Raw genomic sequence first — 17,541 nt, 5'->3', positions numbered from 1 at the left:
ACCGAGCGGTCACGCACCTCAGGCGGCTTGCAGCGTCAGCGGCGGACCCGGATCCGGCGAGAGCGGGACGTTCTCGCGCTGCATCAGCCAGGCGGCGATGTTGTGGAACAACGGGGCCGCCGAGTGCCCCGGCGTGCCGTCGGCGTTGCGCGCCGGGGCGTCCATCATGATTCCCACCACGTAGCGGGGATCGTCGGCTGGCGCCATACCGGCGAACGTGATCCAGTACACGTCGTCGTAGTAGCAGCCGCACCCCGGGTTGATCTGCTGGGCGGTGCCGGTCTTGCCGGCCATCTGGTAGCCGTCGACGGCGGCGGCCGGGCCGGTGCCCTGCTGATCGCCCATCGGGTCGCGCTGGACCACGGCGCGCAGCATGTTGCGCACGGTGCGCGCTGTCTGGGACGAGACCACCCGGATGCCGTCGGGCCGCTTCTCCTCGGTGCGGGTGCCGTCGGCGGCGATCGTCGCTTTGACGATGCGCGGCGGGATGCGCATTCCGTCGTTGGCGATCGCCTGGTACATGCCGGTCATCTGCAGCAGGGTCATCGAAAGACCCTGCCCGATAGGCAGATTGGAAAAGGTGCTGCCCGACCATTGGTCGATGGGCGGCACGATGCCCGCGCTCTCGCCCGGCAGGCCCACATTGGTCCGCTGGCCCAGTCCGAACTTGCCCAGCATCTCGTAGTAGCGCTCCGGGCCGATCCGCTGGGCCAGCATCAGCGTGCCGACGTTCGACGACTTACCGAACACACCGGTCGTGGTGTAGGGCATCACACCGTGTCCCCAGGCATCGCGGACGTTGACCCCGCCCATGTTGATCGAGCCGGGAACCGAGAGGACCTCGTCGGGGTTGGTCAGGCCGAACTCGATCGCCGAGGAGGCGGTGACGATCTTGTTGACCGAGCCCGGCTCGAACGGCGAGGTGACCGGGAGGTTGCCGATCTGGCGGTCACCCTGGCGGCCGATGTCCTGGCTGGGGTCGAAGGTGTTGTCGTTGGCCATCGCCAGCACCTCGCCGGTCTTGGCGTCGAGTACCACCGCCGAGACGTTGCGCGCACCGGAGGCGTCCTTGGCCTGCTGCACCTGCTGCTGGATGTAGAACTGGATGTCGTCGTCGAGAGTGAGCTGCACCGTGGCGCCGTTGACGGCCTCGTGCCGGTTGCGGTAACTGCCCGGGATGACAACCCCGTCAGAGCCGCGGTCGTAGGTCACCGACCCGTCGGCGCCGGCCAGCATCGAGTCCATGGCGTCCTCCAGGCCGAGCAGTCCGTGGCCGTCCCAGTCGATGCCGCCGACGACATTGGCCGCCAGCGACCCGCCGGGATACTGGCGCAGGTCCTGACGCTCGGCGCCGACTTCGGGGAATTTCTTGGTGATTCCGGCCGCGATGCCGGGGTCGACGGCACGGGCCAGATACACGAAGGTCTCGTTGCTGCGTAGTTTCCTCAGCAGCGTCGGGGCATCCGGCTTGTTGTTCAGTGCGGCGGCGACGTCCCGTGCGATCTCACTCAGTCGCTGGTCGGGGTCGGGCGCCGTCGGGGACTTCTGCCGAGCTTCGGTCAGCTGCTTGCGAATCCTGGCGGGCTGGAACGTCAGCGCCCGGGCCTCGGTGGTGAACGCCAGCTTGTCGAAGTTGCGATCGACAATGGCGCCGCGAACGGCCTTCTCGACATCGGTGACCTTCAGCTGACCGGCGGCCTCAGCCCGCAGTCCCGCCGCACGAGGGACCTGCAGGTTGAACAACTGGGCGGCCGCGACGATCAACGCCAGGAAGATGACTGCATTGCCCACCCGGTAGCGGTAGACGAATGACGATGTGCCCGAGGAGGGTTCGGCGACCGTTCTGACCCGGCGGGAGTTAGCGGCCCGGCCCTGGGTGACAGGCACGGTCGTGGTGGCACGCACGCGCGGCCGCCTCTTGGCTCCCGGCCTGCTCACTGGACGACTCCCGGTCCGGCGGGAACCAGGGGCGCGGCGGCGGGCGGCACGGCCGGGGCGATAGGCCCCGGGGCTGTCGTCAAGGCAGGGACAGGGGGGACACCGGGAGCCGCGAGCAGCGGGCCGGGGGCCGGGCCGGGCAGTGGCGCCTGCCCGGGAGGCGCCCCCGCGGGGTTGTGCGCGGTGAGTGGGGCCGGCGTGACGGGCACCAGCACCGGAACCTCCGGGCCGGCGGCCGCGGGCACGGTCCGGGCCGGGATCTCGGCGCCGGGCGCAGGCTTGACCGCTGGCGCGACCGGCGGCCCGGCCGGAGTCGGGGCCGGGGGCTTCTCCTCGGGCAATTTGGTGTTCAGCGGGGGCGGCGACGCGCCCTCTGCCGGCTTCGGCTGCCCGACGACCACCCAGTTGCCGGCCGGATCGAGCACCAGATGGGCGGTGTCGCGCGACGGGATCATGCCCAGGTTGCGAGCGGCGTCAGCCAGTGCCGGTGCCGACTCGGCTTCCAGCACATCGCGCTCGAGGGCCTCCTTCTGCTGGACCAGGGCATCGTTGAGGGCGCGGGCACTACCCAGCTGATATGAGCGCTGGGCGGCATCGGTCGACAACCACAGCGTGATACCAAGCCCCAGTGCCAGTGCGGCGATCACCAGAACCACGAATGGAATCCGGGCAATCAGGGCGCGCGGGCTCAATTCGACGGCGGCAAGCTTGATCAGCAACCGATCACGAAGTGGCGGCCGGATCGCTTTGGGAGCCTTCGCTTTACGTGCCTTGGCCCGGGCCTTGGCCTGACTGGAGCTCTTCGGGCGCGCAGGGCGGTCGGCCGGTCGCGCGGCCGGTGCGCTCTGCGGTCCCTGCCGCGGGCTGCGCGCCTCCTGCGGACGGGTGCGGGTACCGGCTCGCGAACGGCCCGGGCTGTCGGCGGAGCGGCGTCTGGGCGCCGAGCCCTTCTCACCGCGGCGGGAACGGGCCGGCGCGCCCACTCGGTTGGAGGCGTCATCGGCTCCGGCGCGGGTGCCCGGCTTACGCCCGACCTTCATTCACATCCCTCTTTCTTCGCGGCGTTCAATTGCTCGCAGCCGGACCGGGGCGCTGCGCGGGTTACGCTGCACCTCGGTGGCGTCAGGACGTTCAGCGCCTCTGGTGAGCGTCACGAATTCCGGTTCGTAACCGGGTAATTCGACCGGCAGACCCTCGGGCGTGCGTGATGCTGTAGCGGCCGCGAAGGACGTCTTGACGATTCGGTCCTCCAGTGACTGGTAGGCCATCACGGCGATGCGCCCGCCGGGACGCAACGCGGCCAGGGCGGCCGGCAGTGCCGCGCTCAGCGCGTCCAACTCGGCGTTGACGGCGATTCGCAATGCCTGGAAGGTGCGCTTGGCGGGGTGCCCGCCGGTGCGCCGGGTGGCGGCGGGAATCGCAGCGTAGAGCGTCTCGACCAGGTCACCGGTCCGGATGTAGGGCCGCCGCGCGCGCCGCTCCACGATGAATCCGGCTATCCGGCCGGCGAACTTCTCTTCGCCGAAGCGACGCAGCACGTCGGCGATCCGCCCGTGATCCCAGGTGTTGAGGATCTCGGCCGCGGTCAGTTCCGCGTCGGGATCCATCCGCATATCCAGCGGCGCGTCCTGGGCGTAGGAGAAACCTCGTTCCGGCCGGTCCAGCTGCATCGACGAGACACCGAGGTCGAAAAGTACGCCGTCCACCGAATCGGTTGCGGCCAGACCACTTCCGAGCAGCGCCGCCGGAAGACCGTCGTAGCGGGTACGCACCAGGGTGACCCGGTCCCCGAAGCGGGCCAGCCGCTCTCCGGCGATGGCCAGCGCGTCGGGGTCCCGGTCCAGACCGATCAGGCGCAGGCCGGCGAAGCGTTCCAGGAATCGCTCGGCATGCCCTCCGGCGCCGACAGTGGCATCGACAAGCACCGCACCGGCGCCATCGGGCGATGTACGGGCCAGCGCGGGGGCCAGCAGCTCGACGCATCGTTCCAGCAGCACCGGGACGTGCCCGTGGTCGTCGTCTGTCACCGCGGCACACCCTCCGCCTCGATGTGCTCCGGCCCGATCCCGCCGGGGTCCTGCACCGAGGTCCCTGTCCGAGATCGCGAACCTGGCGTCGGGGAAGTACGCCAGGGCCGGCTCGGGCAGAGACCACGATGCAGGTGCCACCGCGGTTCGGACTGCTGGGCTAGATAATGTCGCTGAGGGCTTCATCGCTGGCTGCGGAGAAGTTCTCTTCGTGGGCCTGCTGATAGTCCTGCCAGGATCCGGCGTCCCAGATCTCCAGGAAGTCGACCGCTCCGGTGACCACGCAGTCCTTGGTGAGGTTCGCGTAGCGCCGGTGGTCGACCGACAGGGTGATCCGGCCCTGAGCATCGGGATGCTGTTCATCGGTTCCCGCCGCCAGGCTGCGCAGGAACGCCCGCGCCTCCGGGTTGCTGCGCGAGGTCGCCGCCGCACGCCGCGCCAACTGCTCGAACTGCGCCCGCGGATAGACCGCGAGGCTGTGGTCCTGGCTCTTGGTGACCATCAGGCCACCCGCCAGTGCGTCGCGGAACTTGGCCGGCAGGGTCAGCCGCCCCTTGTCGTCCAGTTTGGGTGTGTAGGTGCCGAGGAACATCCACCGCACCTCCTCCTAACACCCCGGAGTGGGAGTCACTCCGCTGCCGCCACGATACCCCACAATCCCCCACTTTTCTCCACTGACGGCCCGAAAAGTCGTGGATTTCGCCCGGAATCACCCCCGATGTCGGCAAATCCCGCCGCGGCAGCGCCCGCTTCCTACCGCTACTGATTGGATAACCGCAGATCAGCGGTCAAATCACGGTGGTGGGGCGGCGTGGGGCCGCCACGCCTGTACAGGCGGCCGAACCGGTCGCAGCGAGAAAACCCGAAGGGACGGCCGAATCGGCTGCGCAACCGGAAAACGGCAGCCGAATCGGCTGCCATTGTGCCCCTGAGCTGCCTCTACTCGTCGAAACGGCGCCGGAAGCGATCCTCCATGCGGCTGGAGAACGATCCGCTCGCCTTGCCGCGGCGTTGCTGACGCGGTGCGCCGGGGGCGCCCCCGCGATCACGCGCTCCGGGAACGGTCGGGCCGGTGACGGCGAAGACCACGCCGGCGAACATCACCACGAAGCCCAGCACGGACAGCGCCGGGAAGCCTGCGACCATCGTCGCCTTGACCGCCACTCCGGCCACCAGCATCGCCAGACCCAGGATGAACAGCCCCGCGCCCTGAAGGCGCCGGCGGGTCGAGGGCGTCCGCAACGTGCCACCACGCACGCTGGACGCGAACTTGGGGTCTTCGGCGTAGAGAGCGCTCTCGATCTGGTCGAGCATCCGCTGCTCATGCTCGGAGAGTGGCATTCGTCCCTCCTTTGCCGATGCGGCCGGTGTACGGGTTGACCGCCGTGGCGACAGCCCGGCGGCTACCCACATGATACGAGGTGAGGATGCCCTGTACCACCCGGTTTGAACACGGGATTTTGACCGTGGTGGCCGAAGTCTAGCTCTGGTCGGCCGGAATTCGCTCCCCCGGCCCCGGGTCCATCAGCAACCGGGTCCGTCGGCACGCCGGACTGACTCCATAATGACGGTGAAACACTTCGTTGGCGGCGAAGGGGGAGGCAGACGTTGGGGACCTTCCTGATCGACCTTTCCCCCAATGACCTGCAGGCTCGCCTGGACGACGCCCTGACGGTCTACGTCGATGCCATGCACTATCCCCGCGGCACCGAGAACCAGCGCGCCCCGATGTGGTTGGAGCACAGCCGGCGAAACGGCTGGCGGGCGGTGGCCGCGGTCGAGGTCGAGGTCGACGGTGGCGGGACCGGACTGCCGGGGCCGGCGCAGCTGGCCGCCGCACCCCTGCTCGGCGTGGCGTACGGGTATCGCGGCGCGCCCGACCAGTGGTGGCAGCAGCAGGTGCTGCGCGGGCTGCACCACTTCGGTTTTCCGCACGCCGAAATCACCAGGCTGATGGGCGATTACTTCGAACTCACCGAGTTGCACATCCATCCCGACGCCCAGGGACGCGGATTGGGCGAGGCATTGGCCCGCCGACTGCTCAGCGAGCGCCCGGAGTCGAACGTTCTGCTTTCCACTCCGGAGATCAACGGCGAGACCAACCGGGCCTGGCGGCTGTACCGCAGACTGGGCTTCTCCGACGTCATCCGCGGCTATCACTTCTCCGGAGACCCGCGGGCGTTCGCCATTCTGGGTCGAGCCCTGCCGCTGTAGGACGTCTGGCACGATACCCATCGTGGGTCCCCCCGTGCGTGACCGCCCGCGCCGCAGCAACCTGCGGGTGCTGGCGGTCCTGCTGCTTCTCGCCACGCCGCTGCTGGCGGGTTGTCTGCGCGTGCACGCCTCGATCACCGTCTCATCCGATGACCGGGTGTCCGGGGAGATCGTCGCCGCGGTCAAGCCCCGCGACGACAAGGACCAGGGCCCGCAGTTCGCCGATAACGTCGGCTTCAGCGACAAGATATCGGTCTCGTCGTACAAGGCGGACGGCTACGTGGGCTCACGGGCCTCCTTCAACCAGCTGAGCCTTGCCGAGGTGCCGCAACTGGCCAACCTCAGCCGCGACGCGACGGGGGTCGACATCTCGCTGCGGCGGGCCGGGAACCTGGTGATCCTCGAAGGCCGGGTCGATCTGACCAACGTCACCGACCCGGAGGCCGACGTGAAGTTCAGCGCCGCGTTCCCGGGCGAGGTGACGTCCACCAACGGCGACCGTATCGACGCCAACGCGGTGGAGTGGCAACTCAAGCCGGGTGTGGTCACCACCATGAGCGCGCAGTCCCGCTACACCGACCCCAGCACCCGCTCGTTCGCAGCCGCGGCGCTCTGGCTGCTGCTGGCGGCCGGCCTGGTCGCCGGGGTCATCGCGGCGCTGGCCTGGCGTGACCACGACCGCACATCCCCCCGGTTCGCGGCTGCCGAGCCGAACGACGACCTCTAGTCTGGAGGCACCCGGTCCGCCCGGGAGAAAGGGGCGCGCGCTGAGCGTGCACGCAGCTGCTCCGTCGGCCGCCGAACTTGCCGGCGCCGTCACCGTCCAACTCCGCGGTTATCTGGCCGGCCGCCGCGCCGGGGCGGCCTACATCGGAACCGACTACGACAACCTCATCGCCGTGCTGGAGGACTTCGTGCTGCGCGGCGGCAAGCGGCTCCGCCCGGCCTTCGCCTACTGGGGTTACCGGGCTGTCACCGAAGGTCCGGAGGATCCCGTCGGCGACGAGGTCCTCCGACTGTTCTCGGCGCTGGAATTGCTGCACGCATGCGCGCTGGTCCACGACGATGTGATCGACGACTCCGCCACCCGGCGCGGAATGCCCACCGCGCACGAGCATTTCGCCGAGCTTCACCGGCTTCGGAACTGGCGCGGGTCGGCCGAGCAGTTCGGCCGTTCGGCGGCGATCCTGCTCGGGGATCTCTCGCTGGTGTGGGCCGACGACATCGTGGCCGACGTCAGCCTCGATGCGGAAGCCAAGAACCGGGTCCAGCGGGTCTGGTCGGACATCCGTACCGAGGTGCTCGGCGGGCAGTACCTCGACATCGTCGCCGAGTCCAGCGGGTCGCATTCGATCGAGACCGCGATGAACGTCAACACCTACAAGACCGCTTCCTACACGGTTTCGCGCCCCTTGCAGTTGGGCGCGGCGGCCGCCGCCGACCGCCCGGAGGTGCAAGCCATGTTCCACAGCCTGGGCAACGACCTGGGAGTCGCCTTCCAATTGCGCGACGACGTGCTCGGCGTCTTCGGCGACCCCGCCGTCACCGGGAAACCCTCCGGCGACGACCTGCGGTCGGGTAAGCGGACGGTGCTGCTGGCCGAGGCCGTGGATCGGGCCGAGCGGTGCGACCCCGAGGCCGCGGAACTGCTTCGCTCCTCGATCGGCACGGACCTGAGCGAGGACGGTGTCCGCGAACTGTGTTCGGTCATCGAGTCGGTCGGCGCGCTGGCGGCGGTTGAAGACCGCATCGGCACGCTGACCCGCCACGCACTGCAACTCCTCGAGGATTCGCCGGTGAACCCGCCGGCCAAGACCGGTCTGGCCGAGCTCGCCGGATTGGCCGCCAACCGGACGGCATAGGCTCCGATGGCACCCGGAACGGCCCTGAAGCCGACCGCCCGTCTGATCGGGTTCGCACGCTCCGACGAGAGCCGACCCGCCTGGCTGGGATTCCTCGGCGCGCTGGCAATCGCAGTCGGCGGCCTGGGGGCCGGCAGCACCCGTCAGCACGATCCGGTCCTGGAGTCCGCACACATGTCCTGGCTGCGTTTCGGTCACGGACTGGTGGTGTCTTCCCTGGTGTTGTGGGGCGGTGTCATCGTGATGCTCGCCGCGTGGATCTGGTTGGGCCGCAGGCTGGTTGACGGCAGATCGGCCAGTGAGTACACCATGATTGCCACCACCGGGTTCTGGCTGCTGCCACTGCTGCTCAGCGTCCCGCTGTTCAGCCGGGACACCTACTCCTACCTGGCGCAGGGAGCCTTGCTGCGGGACGGTTTCGACCCCTATGTCGTCGGCCCCATCGAGAGTCCGAACTCGCTGCTGGACAACGTCAGTTCCGTCTGGATGACGACAACCGCCCCCTACGGACCGGCCTTCATCCTGATCGCCAGATTCGTGACGACCATCGTCGGCAACAATGTGGTCGCGGGCACCATGCTGCTCCGGTTGTGCATGCTGCCCGGCCTGCTGCTGTTGATCTGGGCCGCGCCCCGGGTGGCGCGTCATGTCGGCGCCAACGGCGCGGTCGCACTGTGGATCTGCGTGCTTAACCCGCTGGTGATCATCCACCTGATGGGCGGTGTGCACAACGAGATGCTGATGGTCGGGCTGATGATGGCGGGCATCGCACTGACCTTCGCAGGCCGGCACGCCGTCGGCGTCGCCATGATCGCGGTGGCCGTCGCGGTGAAAGCCACGGCGATACTCGCGTTGCCCTTCATGGTGTGGGTCTGGGTTCGCCATCTGGGCGGCAGGCCGGTGCGGGCCTTCGTCACCGCGGCGGCGGGCTCGCTGGCCATACTGGCCGCCGTGTTCGCGGCGCTGTCGGGGTTGGCCGGCGTCGGACTGGGCTGGCTGACCGCGCTGGCGGGATCGGTGCGGATCATCAATTGGCTCACCATTCCCACCGCCGTGGCGAACCTGACCGATGCGACCATCGGCTCGTTCGTACCGGTCAGTTTCTACGGCGTTCTGGACGTCACCCGACTGATCGGAGTCGGGATCATCCTGGTCTCGCTTCCGTTGCTGTGGTGGCGGTTCCGGCACGACGACCGGGAGGCGCTGCAAGGCATCGCCTGGGCGATGCTGGTGGTTGTTCTGTTCGTGCCTGCCGCACTGCCGTGGTATTACACCTGGCCGCTGGCCGTCGTGTCGGCCCTGGCCCAGTCGCGGTCGGCAATCGCGCTCATCGCCGGCTTCTCGACGTGGATCATGGTGATCTTCAAGCCCGACGGCTCCCACGGTATGTACTCGTGGCTGCATGTGCTGCTCGCGACCGCCATTGCCGTGACAGCCTGGTATTCGCTCAAACGCCCCGATGCCTGGCGGGTCGAACGGCAACCCACCGGCTAGTCGGGATCCTTCAGTAAGCCATGGCCTGGGCGCGCCGGAGGATCTCCCGCGCCTGATGGGAGTGCAGCGCGTCGACCGGTCGGGCGTTGGTCTTCGGCTCACGCGCTCCGTCGCGGGTCAAGGTGAGCGACGGGTCGGGGGTGAACAACCAGCGCAGGATCTCCGAGTCGCGGTAGCCGCCGTCGCGCAGGACCGCCAACAGACCCGGCAGCGCCTTGACCACCTGCTCTGAACCGGCATCGCCGCCGGTGAAGAACGCCTGCGGTACGACGGGAATGCCGTTGCGGCGCACCGCCACCAGGTGACCCTCGCGCAGATGCTGATGCACCCTGGTCACCGGCACCCGCAACAATTCGGAAACCGTGGGTAGGTCGTACACCGACTCGTCCGGATCCAGTACGTCCTCACCGACCGGGAAGCTGCTCACAACCGCCAGTCTAGATACCCGGGGCGGCCGGACACGCCGCCGTCGCGCACAGTTCGGCGTGCCGGGTCCCCGGGTGCGCCCGAATTAGGATGGGCCGGTGACGGACCCCCTCGTCGGCGCCATGCTCGACGGCCGCTATCGCGTCGAGACCCGAATAGCGACCGGCGGAATGTCGACGGTCTACCGCGGACTCGACACCCGGCTCGACCGGCCCGTCGCGCTGAAGGTGATGGATTCCCGCTACGCCGACGACCATCAGTTTCTCGCTCGTTTCCAGCGGGAGGCCCGTGCGGTCGCGCGGCTCAAACACCCCGGGCTGGTTGCGATCTACGACCAGGGCAACGACGTCACCCACCCGTTTCTGGTGATGGAACTCATCGAGGGCGGAACGCTGCGGGAGTTGCTGCGCGAACGCGGACCGATGCCGCCGCACGCGGTGGTGGCTGTGCTCCGACCGGTGCTTGGCGGGCTGGGAGTGGCACATCGGGCCGGTCTGGTGCACCGCGATATCAAGCCGGAGAACGTGCTGATCTCCGACGATGGGGAGGTCAAACTGGTCGATTTCGGACTGGTGCGGGCCATGGCCGATGCGGGGATCACCGCGACCAGCGTCATCCTCGGCACGGCCGGTTACCTCTCTCCGGAACAGGTCGAGGGCTTGGAGACCGGGCCCCGGAGCGACGTCTACTCGGCCGGCATCATGGCCTTCGAATTACTCACCGGAACAACACCTTTCCGCGGGGATACCGCGCTCACCGTCGCTCACCAGCGACTGGATCGCGACGTTCCCCCGCCCAGCACCGTCATCGCCGGCGTGCCGCCGCAGTTCGACGAATTGATCGCGCACGCTACCTCCCGCAACCCCCGGGACCGGTTTCCCGACGCCGCCGCCATGGACGCCGAACTCGAAGCGATCGCCGGGGAACTGGAACTGCCGGCCTTCCGGGTGCCCGCCCCGAGGAACTCCGCCCAGCGCTCCGCCCGCCGTGCCGCGGCAACCGACCCGCCGCGCAACCGGCCCGTGCCGCCGCTGGGACCGCGCCATGCCGGTCCGCCAAGCCGGACCCGCCAGTTCACCCCCGAACCCCAACCAAGGCCGGCAGCCCACGGCTTCGACAGCCGGCCGGAAGACGACGGGGATTTCAGCGACTATCCCTCGGCGCCAGGGCAATTCGCCGGCATCGACATCGCGGAGTTCGCCTGGGCCCGCCAGCGCGGACGGCGGGCGATGCTGTTCTGGGTGCTCGCCGTGCTGATTCTGACCGGCCTCGTGGCCGCGGCGGCGTGGTCGGTGGGACTGAATCTGGGCGGCTCGATCAGCCGATAGCCTGCAGCCCGGCTCTCAGTCGCGCAGCATCTCCGCCCACGCCAACCGCGGAGCCTGCAGCCCGACTCTCAGTCGCGCAGCATCTCCGCGACCAGAAACGCCAGTTCGAGGCTCTGCTGAGTGTTCAGCCGCGGATCGCAGGCGGTCTCGTAGCGTCCGGACAGATCGGTGTCGGAGATGTCCTGCGCCCCGCCGAGGCATTCGGTCACATTCTCCCCGGTGATCTCGACGTGGATGCCGCCGGGATGGGTGCCCAGCGCCCGGTGTACCTCGAAATACCCCTGAACCTCGTCGACGATCCGGTCGAAGTGCCGGGTCTTGTAGCCGGTCGAGGACTCGTGGGTGTTGCCGTGCATGGGGTCGCACTGCCAGATGACCTGATGCCCGGTCGCCTGCACCTTCTCGATGATCGGCGGGAGCAAGTCGCGCACCTTGTGGTTGCCCAGCCTGCTGACCAGCGTCAGCCGTCCCGGCTTGTTGTGCGGATCGAGCCGCTCGACGTACTCGACGGCCAACTCCGGGGTCATGCTGGGGCCGATCTTCACCCCGATCGGGTTGGCGATCACTTCGGCGAAGGCGATGTGTGCGCCGTCGAGTTGCCGGGTCCGCTCGCCGATCCAGATGTAGTGCGCCGAGAGGTCGTAGAGCCGAGGCTCGCCGAACTCGTCACTGAGACGGAGCATCGCGCGCTCGTAGTCGAGCACCAGGGCCTCATGGCTGGCGTAGATCTCGGCGGTGTCGAGGTTGCGGTCGTTGACTCCGCAAGCGCTCATGAACGACAGCCCGCGGTCGATCTCGGCGGCCAGCGCCTCATAGCGGGCCCCGGCCGGGGAGGTGCGCACGAACTCCCGATTCCAGTCGTGCACCAGGTGCAGCGAGGCCAGTCCCGACGACGTCAGGGCGCGGACGAGGTTCATCGCCGCACTGGCGTTGGCGTAGGCCCGGACCAGACGGGACGGGTCGTGCTCGCGGACGGCGGGATCCGGCGCGAAACCATTGACCATGTCGCCCCGGTAGGACTTCAGACCCAGCGAGTCGGTGTCGGAGGAGCGTGGCTTGGCGTACTGGCCGGCGATGCGGGCTACCTTCACCACCGGCAGGCTGGCGCCGTAGGTCAGCACAACCGCCATCTGCAGCAGGGTGCGGATGTTCGCCCGGATGTGGGGCTCGGTGTTGTCTGCGAACGTCTCCGCGCAGTCCCCGCCCTGCAGCAGGAAGGCCTCGCCCCGAGCCACCGCGGCGAGCTGGCCGGACAACCGCTCGATCTCCGAGGCGACGGTCACCGGAGGAACGCTTTCCAACACCGTGCGCATCGCCCTGGCCTGGTCGGGATCCCAGCTCGGCTGTTGGGCGGCCGGCTTGGCCAGAGCCGCGTCGAGCCGGGCGCGCAACTCAGTCGGCAGCGGCGGCAGGGCCGGCAGCTGGTCGATGGGCACGTCGACGGTCCAGTTCACCGACTCATCGTAGCCGGGCCGGGCACGGCCGCCGGAACGGCGCAGACCACCGGGAAATCAAGCCGGCGGGCGCGATACGCACTGCGCGCTGTACAACTCCTCGCCGAGCTTGTCCATCAGCTGAAGCTGCGTCTCCAGGTAGTCGATGTGGTGTTCCTCGTCGGCCAGGATGCCCTCGAGCAGGGCCGCCGACGTGGAGTCCTGCTTCTCCCGGCACATCACGACCCCAGGCTTGAGCCGAGCAACCACCTCGTATTCGATCGCAAGGTCACTCTCGAACTGCTCGCGGAGCGTCTGGCCGATACGCAGCGATCCGATCCTCTGGTAGTTGGGCAGTCCGTCGAGGAGCAGGATCCGGTCGGTGATCCGCTCGGCGTGAACCATCTCCTCCATGGATTCCGCGCGGGTGTGCTTGGCGATCTCGGTGAAACCCCAGCTTTCCTGCATCTTGGCGTGCAGGAAGTACTGATTGATGGCGGTGAGCTCACTCGTCAGCTGCTCGTTGAGCAGATTCAGGACCTCCGGGTCGCCGCGCACGTCGTCTCCTCTCATGGCCCAATGTTATAGGGTAGCCTAAGCTATATTAGCCTGTACTAACCCGATCCTGCGCGATGAAAGGCTCTCGATGTACGTCTGCCTCTGCAGCGGGGTCACCAGCACGACGGTTGCCGAAGCCGTGGCCTGCGGCGCGTCGACCTGCAAGCAGGTTGCCATCGCCTGCGGTGCGGGCCTGGACTGCGGCCGTTGCCTGCGAAGCGTCAAAGCGATCCTCGAAGCGGGGTCCGCGCGGGCCGTCTCCTCTGCGATATCGCGTCAGGACGCCTCCCCCGTCATGAGCTGATAGCGGCGAAGGTTGTGCCGCGCATCGACCAGCGCGTCGTGGGTGTCCGACGGCCTGGGCGGCATCCGGGGACACCCGAGGTCTTCCCACAGCTGGCGCAGTTCGCGGGTGAATCGGGGAATCTGCGGCGGCAGGCTGGTCATCGGCCCCCACAGCTGGCACAGGGCCACATGGTCGTAGGCGCCCACCCACGCCCACAGTTCGATGGGCTCGTCGCCGTCGACCCCGAGGAAACTCTCCAGGCCCTCGCGGATCTCCCGGCGCGAGCGCCACAACGCCGACGCCGGCGGCGGCAGCTTCGGCAGCACGTGGCTGCGGACCCACCGGCCGGCGGACTCCGGGTCGAACTCGGTGGACACCGCATAGAACTCGCGGCCGTCCTCGGCGGCGACGCCGATCGAGATGAGGTCGATAACGCGACCGTTGTCGATGAACTCGGTGTCGTAGAAGAAACGCACGCGTCCCCGCCTACGACGCGACAGCGGCCGGTTCGGCCGCGGGGTGGCCGGGGGCGGGGGCGGCATGCACCCGCCGGTCGAGTTCGGCGTTGACCTCGTTGTCGCTGGGGAAACGGGGCTCACCGGCGATGACGTGCTGCAGCCACAGATCAGCCTGTACGAACGGCCGGCGCAGGTATCGCTCCCTGGCCAGCGAATGGCGCATCTTGCGGGGCTTGTCCTGGTAGTGCCAGCGGGACCACGGCGAGTGCGGACGGGCCAGCCGGATGGCACCGACCAGAAGCAGCGGGGTGAAGAACATGCCCAGCAACCCCGTCCACAGCTTGCCCTTGAGCAGCACCACCACCGCCAGCCCCAGGTTGACCAGCACCACCGCGACCACCATGATCCTGGCGAGCAGCGAATCAGCGTTCAGCCAGCCTCCGGTGTTGAAGATGGCCAGCGGGTTGAAGCCGAGCACCAGCAGCCCCGCCACCGCCGCGGCGACGAAGACCGCGTCTACCGACGTCCGGCCGTCCTCGGTCCAGTACACGTCCTCGAGGTGCAGGATCAGCGCGAATTCATCGAGCACCAGGGCGGCGCCGATGCCGAAAAGGATTGCCGTGGCCGTGAACTGATCAGCGGTGCCCTCGGTAGACATGGTCACCATGGCCACTCCCGCGATCAGCACGAATATCACGCCGAATACCGCGTGGTGGATGTGCAGACCGCCGCCTGAACCGCCGGACGATGAGACCGAGATGTTGTGCGGCTGCCACCATTTGCGCGGGCCGGTCCGGTCGGCCGTGGCGCGGATATAGCGGGTGATGGTCCTGGTCACGAAGAAGGTCACGATGAACGCGATCAGACACCACATCAACGGCCGTCGACCAGGGGCGACGACGTCGAAGTGGAGGCCGGCGAAAAGGGCGGGTAGCGCGGCTGACGGCACGGCTAGAAAATACGCCTGCGGGCTTCCGGGGGTTGCTGCCGGATACTCTTGTGCGGAGATGAGCAGGCTGGAATCGCCCGACTCGGGCAGTGCCGTAGGGCGGAGCCGATCCGGGCGCCGGCCGATTCTCTGGCGTCTGGCCCAGGTGCTCATCGCCGTCGCGGTCGCGCATGCCGGCTGGATGCTCTTCGGCCACATCCCCTACCGCATTGACACCGACGTCTACCGCATGGGTGGGCAGGCCTGGCTGCAGGGCCGCCCGCTGTACGCCGACGGGGCGATATTCCACACCCAGGGCGGCCTGGACCTGCCGTTCACCTATCCCCCGCTGGCGGCGATCATCTTCGCCCCGTTCGCGCTGGTCTCGCTGCCGGCGGCCAGTGTGGCGACCACCGCGATCACCTGGTTGCTGCTGATGGTGTCGACCTGGATCGTGCTCACCCGGCTGGGTGTGGCCGAGAACTGGCCCGGCCACACGGGGCCGCCCTGGCTGCGCCGGAGCTGGCTGGCGGCTGGAACGGTGGCGCTGGCGGTCTGGTGGCTCGAGCCCATCGGGGCGAACTTCTCCTTCGGCCAGATCAACGTCATCCTGATGACCCTGGTGATTGCCGACTGCGTCCCCCGGCGCACGCCCTGGCCGCGCGGACTGCTGCTCGGCCTGGCGATCGCACTCAAGCTCACCCCGGCGGTTTTCCTGCTCTACCTCGCGCTCCGCCGCGACTTCCGCGCCGCGCTGACCGCGCTGCTCTCGTTCGTGGCCGCGACGGCGGTCGGCTTCGCCCTGGCGTGGCGCGACTCGGTGCAGTACTGGACCGTCACCGTGCACGACACCCAGCGGATCGGCACCCCGACCCTCAACACCAATCAGAACGCGGCCGGGGCGCTGGCCCGGCTCGGCCTGGACGGCAGCACTCATTTCGCGGTGTGGACCGCAGCCTGCCTGGCAGTGCTGGGGCTGACGGTGTGGGCGGTGCGCCGGGTGTTGGCCACCGGCGAGCCCACCCTGGCGCTGGTCTGCGTTGCCCTGTTCGGCCTGGTGGTCTCGCCGGTGTCCTGGTCGCACCACTGGGTGTGGACGCTGCCGGCGATCGTGGTGACCGCCGTATCGGCTGCCCGGCGCCGCGATGCCGTGCTGGGACTGATCTGCGCGGCCGGGGTTGCGCTGACGGTCTGGTCACCGATCGGCCTGATGCCCGAGCACCACGAAGCCGACGCTTCCTGGTGGCGCCAACTGCTCGGCATGTCCTACGTGTGGTGGGCGCTGGCGCTGATCGCGGTCGCGGGACTGCGGTCCGCGCCGCCGGCGGCTAGCCTGCGGCAGTCTGGGGGATCCGCGCGGACGGCTGACCTGGTCCGGCCGGCTTAGCCGTCTTGACACCGGCCTGCTTGAGCGTCGCGGCGTAGACGTCGACGTACTCCTGGCCGGACAGTTCCATCAACTCGTACATCACCTCGTCGATCACCGCCCGCTCGATGAAGCGATTGCCCTCCATCCCGTCGAATCGGGAGAAGTCCATCGGCTTGCCGAACCGGACGGTCACCTGGCCGAAGCGCCACATCCTGGACCCCGGCGGGTTGACGACGTCGGTGCCGATCATCGCGACCGGAATCACCGGGACTCCGGTTTCCAGCGCGAGCCTGGCCAGCCCGCTCTTGCCCTTGTAGAGCCGGCCGTCCGGCGAGCGGGTTCCTTCCGGGTACATGCCGAGCAGCTTGCCGTCGGCCAGGATCCGCTGGGCGGTCTCAAGCGCGGCCTGAGCCGCGTCGGCGTTGGTCCGGTCGATCGGCACCTGGCCGGCCACCGTGTAGAACCACCGGTTGAAAGCGCCCTTGATTCCTTTCCCGGTGAAGTACTCGGACTTGGCCAGGAAGGTGATCCGGCGGCGCACCACGAGGGGCAGGAAGAAGCTGTCGGCCACCGCGAGGTGGTTACTGGCCAGGATGGCCGGCCCGGACGGCGGAACGTGTTCCAGGCCTTCGACTTTCGGGCGCCCGAGGAACGACAGCAGAGGACCCATGAAGATGTACTTGAAAAGCCAGTACCACATGATCCCTCCCTCTCATGCGCGGCGGCCTGGTTGATGTGTCTCACTGTACCCATCCACCCACTGGCCGAACCACCGGGAAGATCCGGTTCACGGCCAATCCACAGGCTGCTCAGTCGTCGGCGCCGACCGTTTCGATGACGATCGGGATGTGGTGGTAACTCCCGTTCGACGACCGCGGGGCGGCCTCGCCGGAGGGCTCCGGAAGGGGGTCCTCCGCCGGCCGGGAATCCTCGGCGCGGCCCTGCGGGTCGGCCGCCATCGTTCGCACCACCGACATCAGCGCGACGCTGTGCTCGGCGATCACACCCAGCAAGGGATGTTGCTCGCCGCTGGCCAGCGCCGCCAGTGCACACACCGGACACCACACCTGCTGGCAACGGCCCGGTCCGCGCAGCGCCTCGGTCGCCATGGTTGCGGCCGCCCGGACCGCGGGGTCCAGACGCTCGAGGATGGCACGGGCCAGCTGCCGCAATTCGGGCCCGAGTTCGGGGTGGCCGGCTTCGCTCATGCGCGATGCGCC

19 protein-coding genes are annotated in these 17,541 nt (G+C 68.6%); 7 read left to right on the top strand and 12 right to left on the bottom strand.

Features of this window, described 5'->3' with window-relative positions; all coding sequences use genetic code 11:
- Positions 1-18 precede the first annotated feature (18 nt).
- The 5 genes from ACKOQ4_RS06635 to ACKOQ4_RS06615 all read right to left on the bottom strand — a co-directional run bounded on the left by ACKOQ4_RS06635 (position 19) and on the right by ACKOQ4_RS06615 (position 5,306).
- Positions 19-1,938: a peptidoglycan D,D-transpeptidase FtsI family protein gene (locus tag ACKOQ4_RS06635; RefSeq protein ID WP_526290063.1), complete on the bottom strand. Its 1,920-nt coding sequence runs from the start codon at positions 1,936-1,938 to the stop codon at positions 19-21.
- Positions 1,935-2,978, bottom strand: a complete 1,044-nt coding sequence (ftsL, locus tag ACKOQ4_RS06630) for a cell division protein FtsL (RefSeq protein WP_526290061.1) — start codon at positions 2,976-2,978, stop codon at positions 1,935-1,937. The genes ACKOQ4_RS06635 and ftsL overlap by 4 nt, the downstream gene beginning before the upstream one ends.
- Complete coding sequence (gene rsmH / locus ACKOQ4_RS06625; RefSeq protein WP_526290059.1) at positions 2,979-4,151, bottom strand: 16S rRNA (cytosine(1402)-N(4))-methyltransferase RsmH; 1,173 nt, start codon at positions 4,149-4,151, stop codon at positions 2,979-2,981.
- Positions 4,126-4,557, bottom strand: coding sequence for a division/cell wall cluster transcriptional repressor MraZ (gene mraZ / locus ACKOQ4_RS06620; protein WP_526290057.1), 432 nt, complete (start codon positions 4,555-4,557; stop codon positions 4,126-4,128). The genes rsmH and mraZ overlap by 26 nt, the downstream gene beginning before the upstream one ends.
- A gap of 347 nt (positions 4,558-4,904) precedes the next feature.
- Complete coding sequence (locus ACKOQ4_RS06615) at positions 4,905-5,306, bottom strand: SCO2097 family morphological protein (RefSeq protein WP_526290055.1); 402 nt, start codon at positions 5,304-5,306, stop codon at positions 4,905-4,907.
- Positions 5,307-5,573: 267 nt separating this feature from the next.
- Here ACKOQ4_RS06615 and ACKOQ4_RS06610 point away from each other — a divergent pair, with 267 nt between their 5' ends.
- The 4 genes from ACKOQ4_RS06610 to ACKOQ4_RS06595 are packed head-to-tail and all read left to right on the top strand — an operon-like array spanning position 5,574 to position 9,535.
- Positions 5,574-6,179: a GNAT family N-acetyltransferase gene (locus ACKOQ4_RS06610; protein ID WP_526290053.1), complete on the top strand. Its 606-nt coding sequence runs from the start codon at positions 5,574-5,576 to the stop codon at positions 6,177-6,179.
- A 22-nt stretch (positions 6,180-6,201) separates the two neighbouring features.
- Positions 6,202-6,906 carry an LppM family (lipo)protein gene (locus ACKOQ4_RS06605; protein WP_526290051.1) on the top strand — a complete coding sequence of 235 codons (705 nt, stop codon included), beginning with the start codon at positions 6,202-6,204 and terminating at the stop codon, positions 6,904-6,906.
- 46 nt (positions 6,907-6,952) lie between these two features.
- Positions 6,953-8,041, top strand: a complete 1,089-nt coding sequence (gene idsA2, locus ACKOQ4_RS06600) for a bifunctional (2E,6E)-farnesyl/geranyl diphosphate synthase (protein ID WP_526290048.1) — start codon at positions 6,953-6,955, stop codon at positions 8,039-8,041.
- Between the two features lie 6 nt (positions 8,042-8,047).
- Positions 8,048-9,535 carry an alpha-(1->6)-mannopyranosyltransferase A gene (locus ACKOQ4_RS06595; RefSeq protein WP_526290046.1) on the top strand — a complete coding sequence of 496 codons (1,488 nt, stop codon included), beginning with the start codon at positions 8,048-8,050 and terminating at the stop codon, positions 9,533-9,535.
- Positions 9,536-9,545: 10 nt separating this feature from the next.
- Here ACKOQ4_RS06595 and ACKOQ4_RS06590 read toward each other — a convergent pair whose 3' ends face one another.
- Positions 9,546-9,962, bottom strand: a complete 417-nt coding sequence (locus tag ACKOQ4_RS06590; RefSeq protein ID WP_526290044.1) for an Rv2175c family DNA-binding protein — start codon at positions 9,960-9,962, stop codon at positions 9,546-9,548.
- A 121-nt stretch (positions 9,963-10,083) separates the two neighbouring features.
- On the opposite strand from ACKOQ4_RS06590, the gene ACKOQ4_RS06585 reads away from it, so the two are divergent.
- Positions 10,084-11,289 carry a protein kinase domain-containing protein gene (locus ACKOQ4_RS06585; protein WP_526290161.1) on the top strand — a complete coding sequence of 402 codons (1,206 nt, stop codon included), beginning with the start codon at positions 10,084-10,086 and terminating at the stop codon, positions 11,287-11,289.
- Between the two features lie 68 nt (positions 11,290-11,357).
- On the opposite strand, the gene ACKOQ4_RS06580 is transcribed toward ACKOQ4_RS06585, so the two are convergent.
- Positions 11,358-12,743: a class II 3-deoxy-7-phosphoheptulonate synthase gene (locus ACKOQ4_RS06580; protein ID WP_526290042.1), complete on the bottom strand. Its 1,386-nt coding sequence runs from the start codon at positions 12,741-12,743 to the stop codon at positions 11,358-11,360.
- 57 nt (positions 12,744-12,800) lie between these two features.
- Positions 12,801-13,280, bottom strand: a complete 480-nt coding sequence (gene bfr, locus ACKOQ4_RS06575; RefSeq protein WP_526290159.1) for a bacterioferritin — start codon at positions 13,278-13,280, stop codon at positions 12,801-12,803.
- 88 nt (positions 13,281-13,368) lie between these two features.
- Between bfr and ACKOQ4_RS06570 the strand changes: the two genes are divergently transcribed.
- Positions 13,369-13,584 (top strand): (2Fe-2S)-binding protein, encoded by a 216-nt coding sequence (locus tag ACKOQ4_RS06570; RefSeq protein ID WP_526290040.1) that lies wholly within the window; start codon positions 13,369-13,371, stop codon positions 13,582-13,584.
- Here the strand turns inward: ACKOQ4_RS06570 and ACKOQ4_RS06565 are convergent.
- Positions 13,557-14,042 carry a polyadenylate-specific 3'-exoribonuclease AS gene (locus ACKOQ4_RS06565; protein WP_526290038.1) on the bottom strand — a complete coding sequence of 162 codons (486 nt, stop codon included), beginning with the start codon at positions 14,040-14,042 and terminating at the stop codon, positions 13,557-13,559. The genes ACKOQ4_RS06570 and ACKOQ4_RS06565 overlap by 28 nt on opposite strands.
- A gap of 10 nt (positions 14,043-14,052) precedes the next feature.
- Positions 14,053-14,898 carry a hypothetical protein gene (locus ACKOQ4_RS06560; protein WP_526290157.1) on the bottom strand — a complete coding sequence of 282 codons (846 nt, stop codon included), beginning with the start codon at positions 14,896-14,898 and terminating at the stop codon, positions 14,053-14,055.
- A gap of 133 nt (positions 14,899-15,031) precedes the next feature.
- Between ACKOQ4_RS06560 and ACKOQ4_RS06555 the strand changes: the two genes are divergently transcribed.
- Positions 15,032-16,339, top strand: coding sequence for a glycosyltransferase 87 family protein (locus tag ACKOQ4_RS06555; RefSeq protein WP_526290036.1), 1,308 nt, complete (start codon positions 15,032-15,034; stop codon positions 16,337-16,339).
- Here the strand turns inward: ACKOQ4_RS06555 and ACKOQ4_RS06550 are convergent.
- Both ACKOQ4_RS06550 and ACKOQ4_RS06545 read right to left on the bottom strand, forming a co-directional pair.
- The gene (locus ACKOQ4_RS06550; protein ID WP_526290034.1) at positions 16,281-17,021 is read right to left on the bottom strand and encodes a lysophospholipid acyltransferase family protein; all 741 of its coding nucleotides are present in this window, start codon (positions 17,019-17,021) and stop codon (positions 16,281-16,283) included. The genes ACKOQ4_RS06555 and ACKOQ4_RS06550 overlap by 59 nt on opposite strands.
- Positions 17,022-17,130: 109 nt before the next feature.
- Positions 17,131-17,529 carry a hypothetical protein gene (locus ACKOQ4_RS06545; protein ID WP_526290032.1) on the bottom strand — a complete coding sequence of 133 codons (399 nt, stop codon included), beginning with the start codon at positions 17,527-17,529 and terminating at the stop codon, positions 17,131-17,133.
- Positions 17,530-17,541 lie beyond the last annotated feature (12 nt).

Source organism: Mycobacterium sp., from assembly GCF_046095365.1.
Lineage (GTDB): Bacteria > Actinomycetota > Actinomycetes > Mycobacteriales > Mycobacteriaceae > Mycobacterium.
This window is presented reverse-complemented; position numbering and strand designations above follow the sequence as displayed.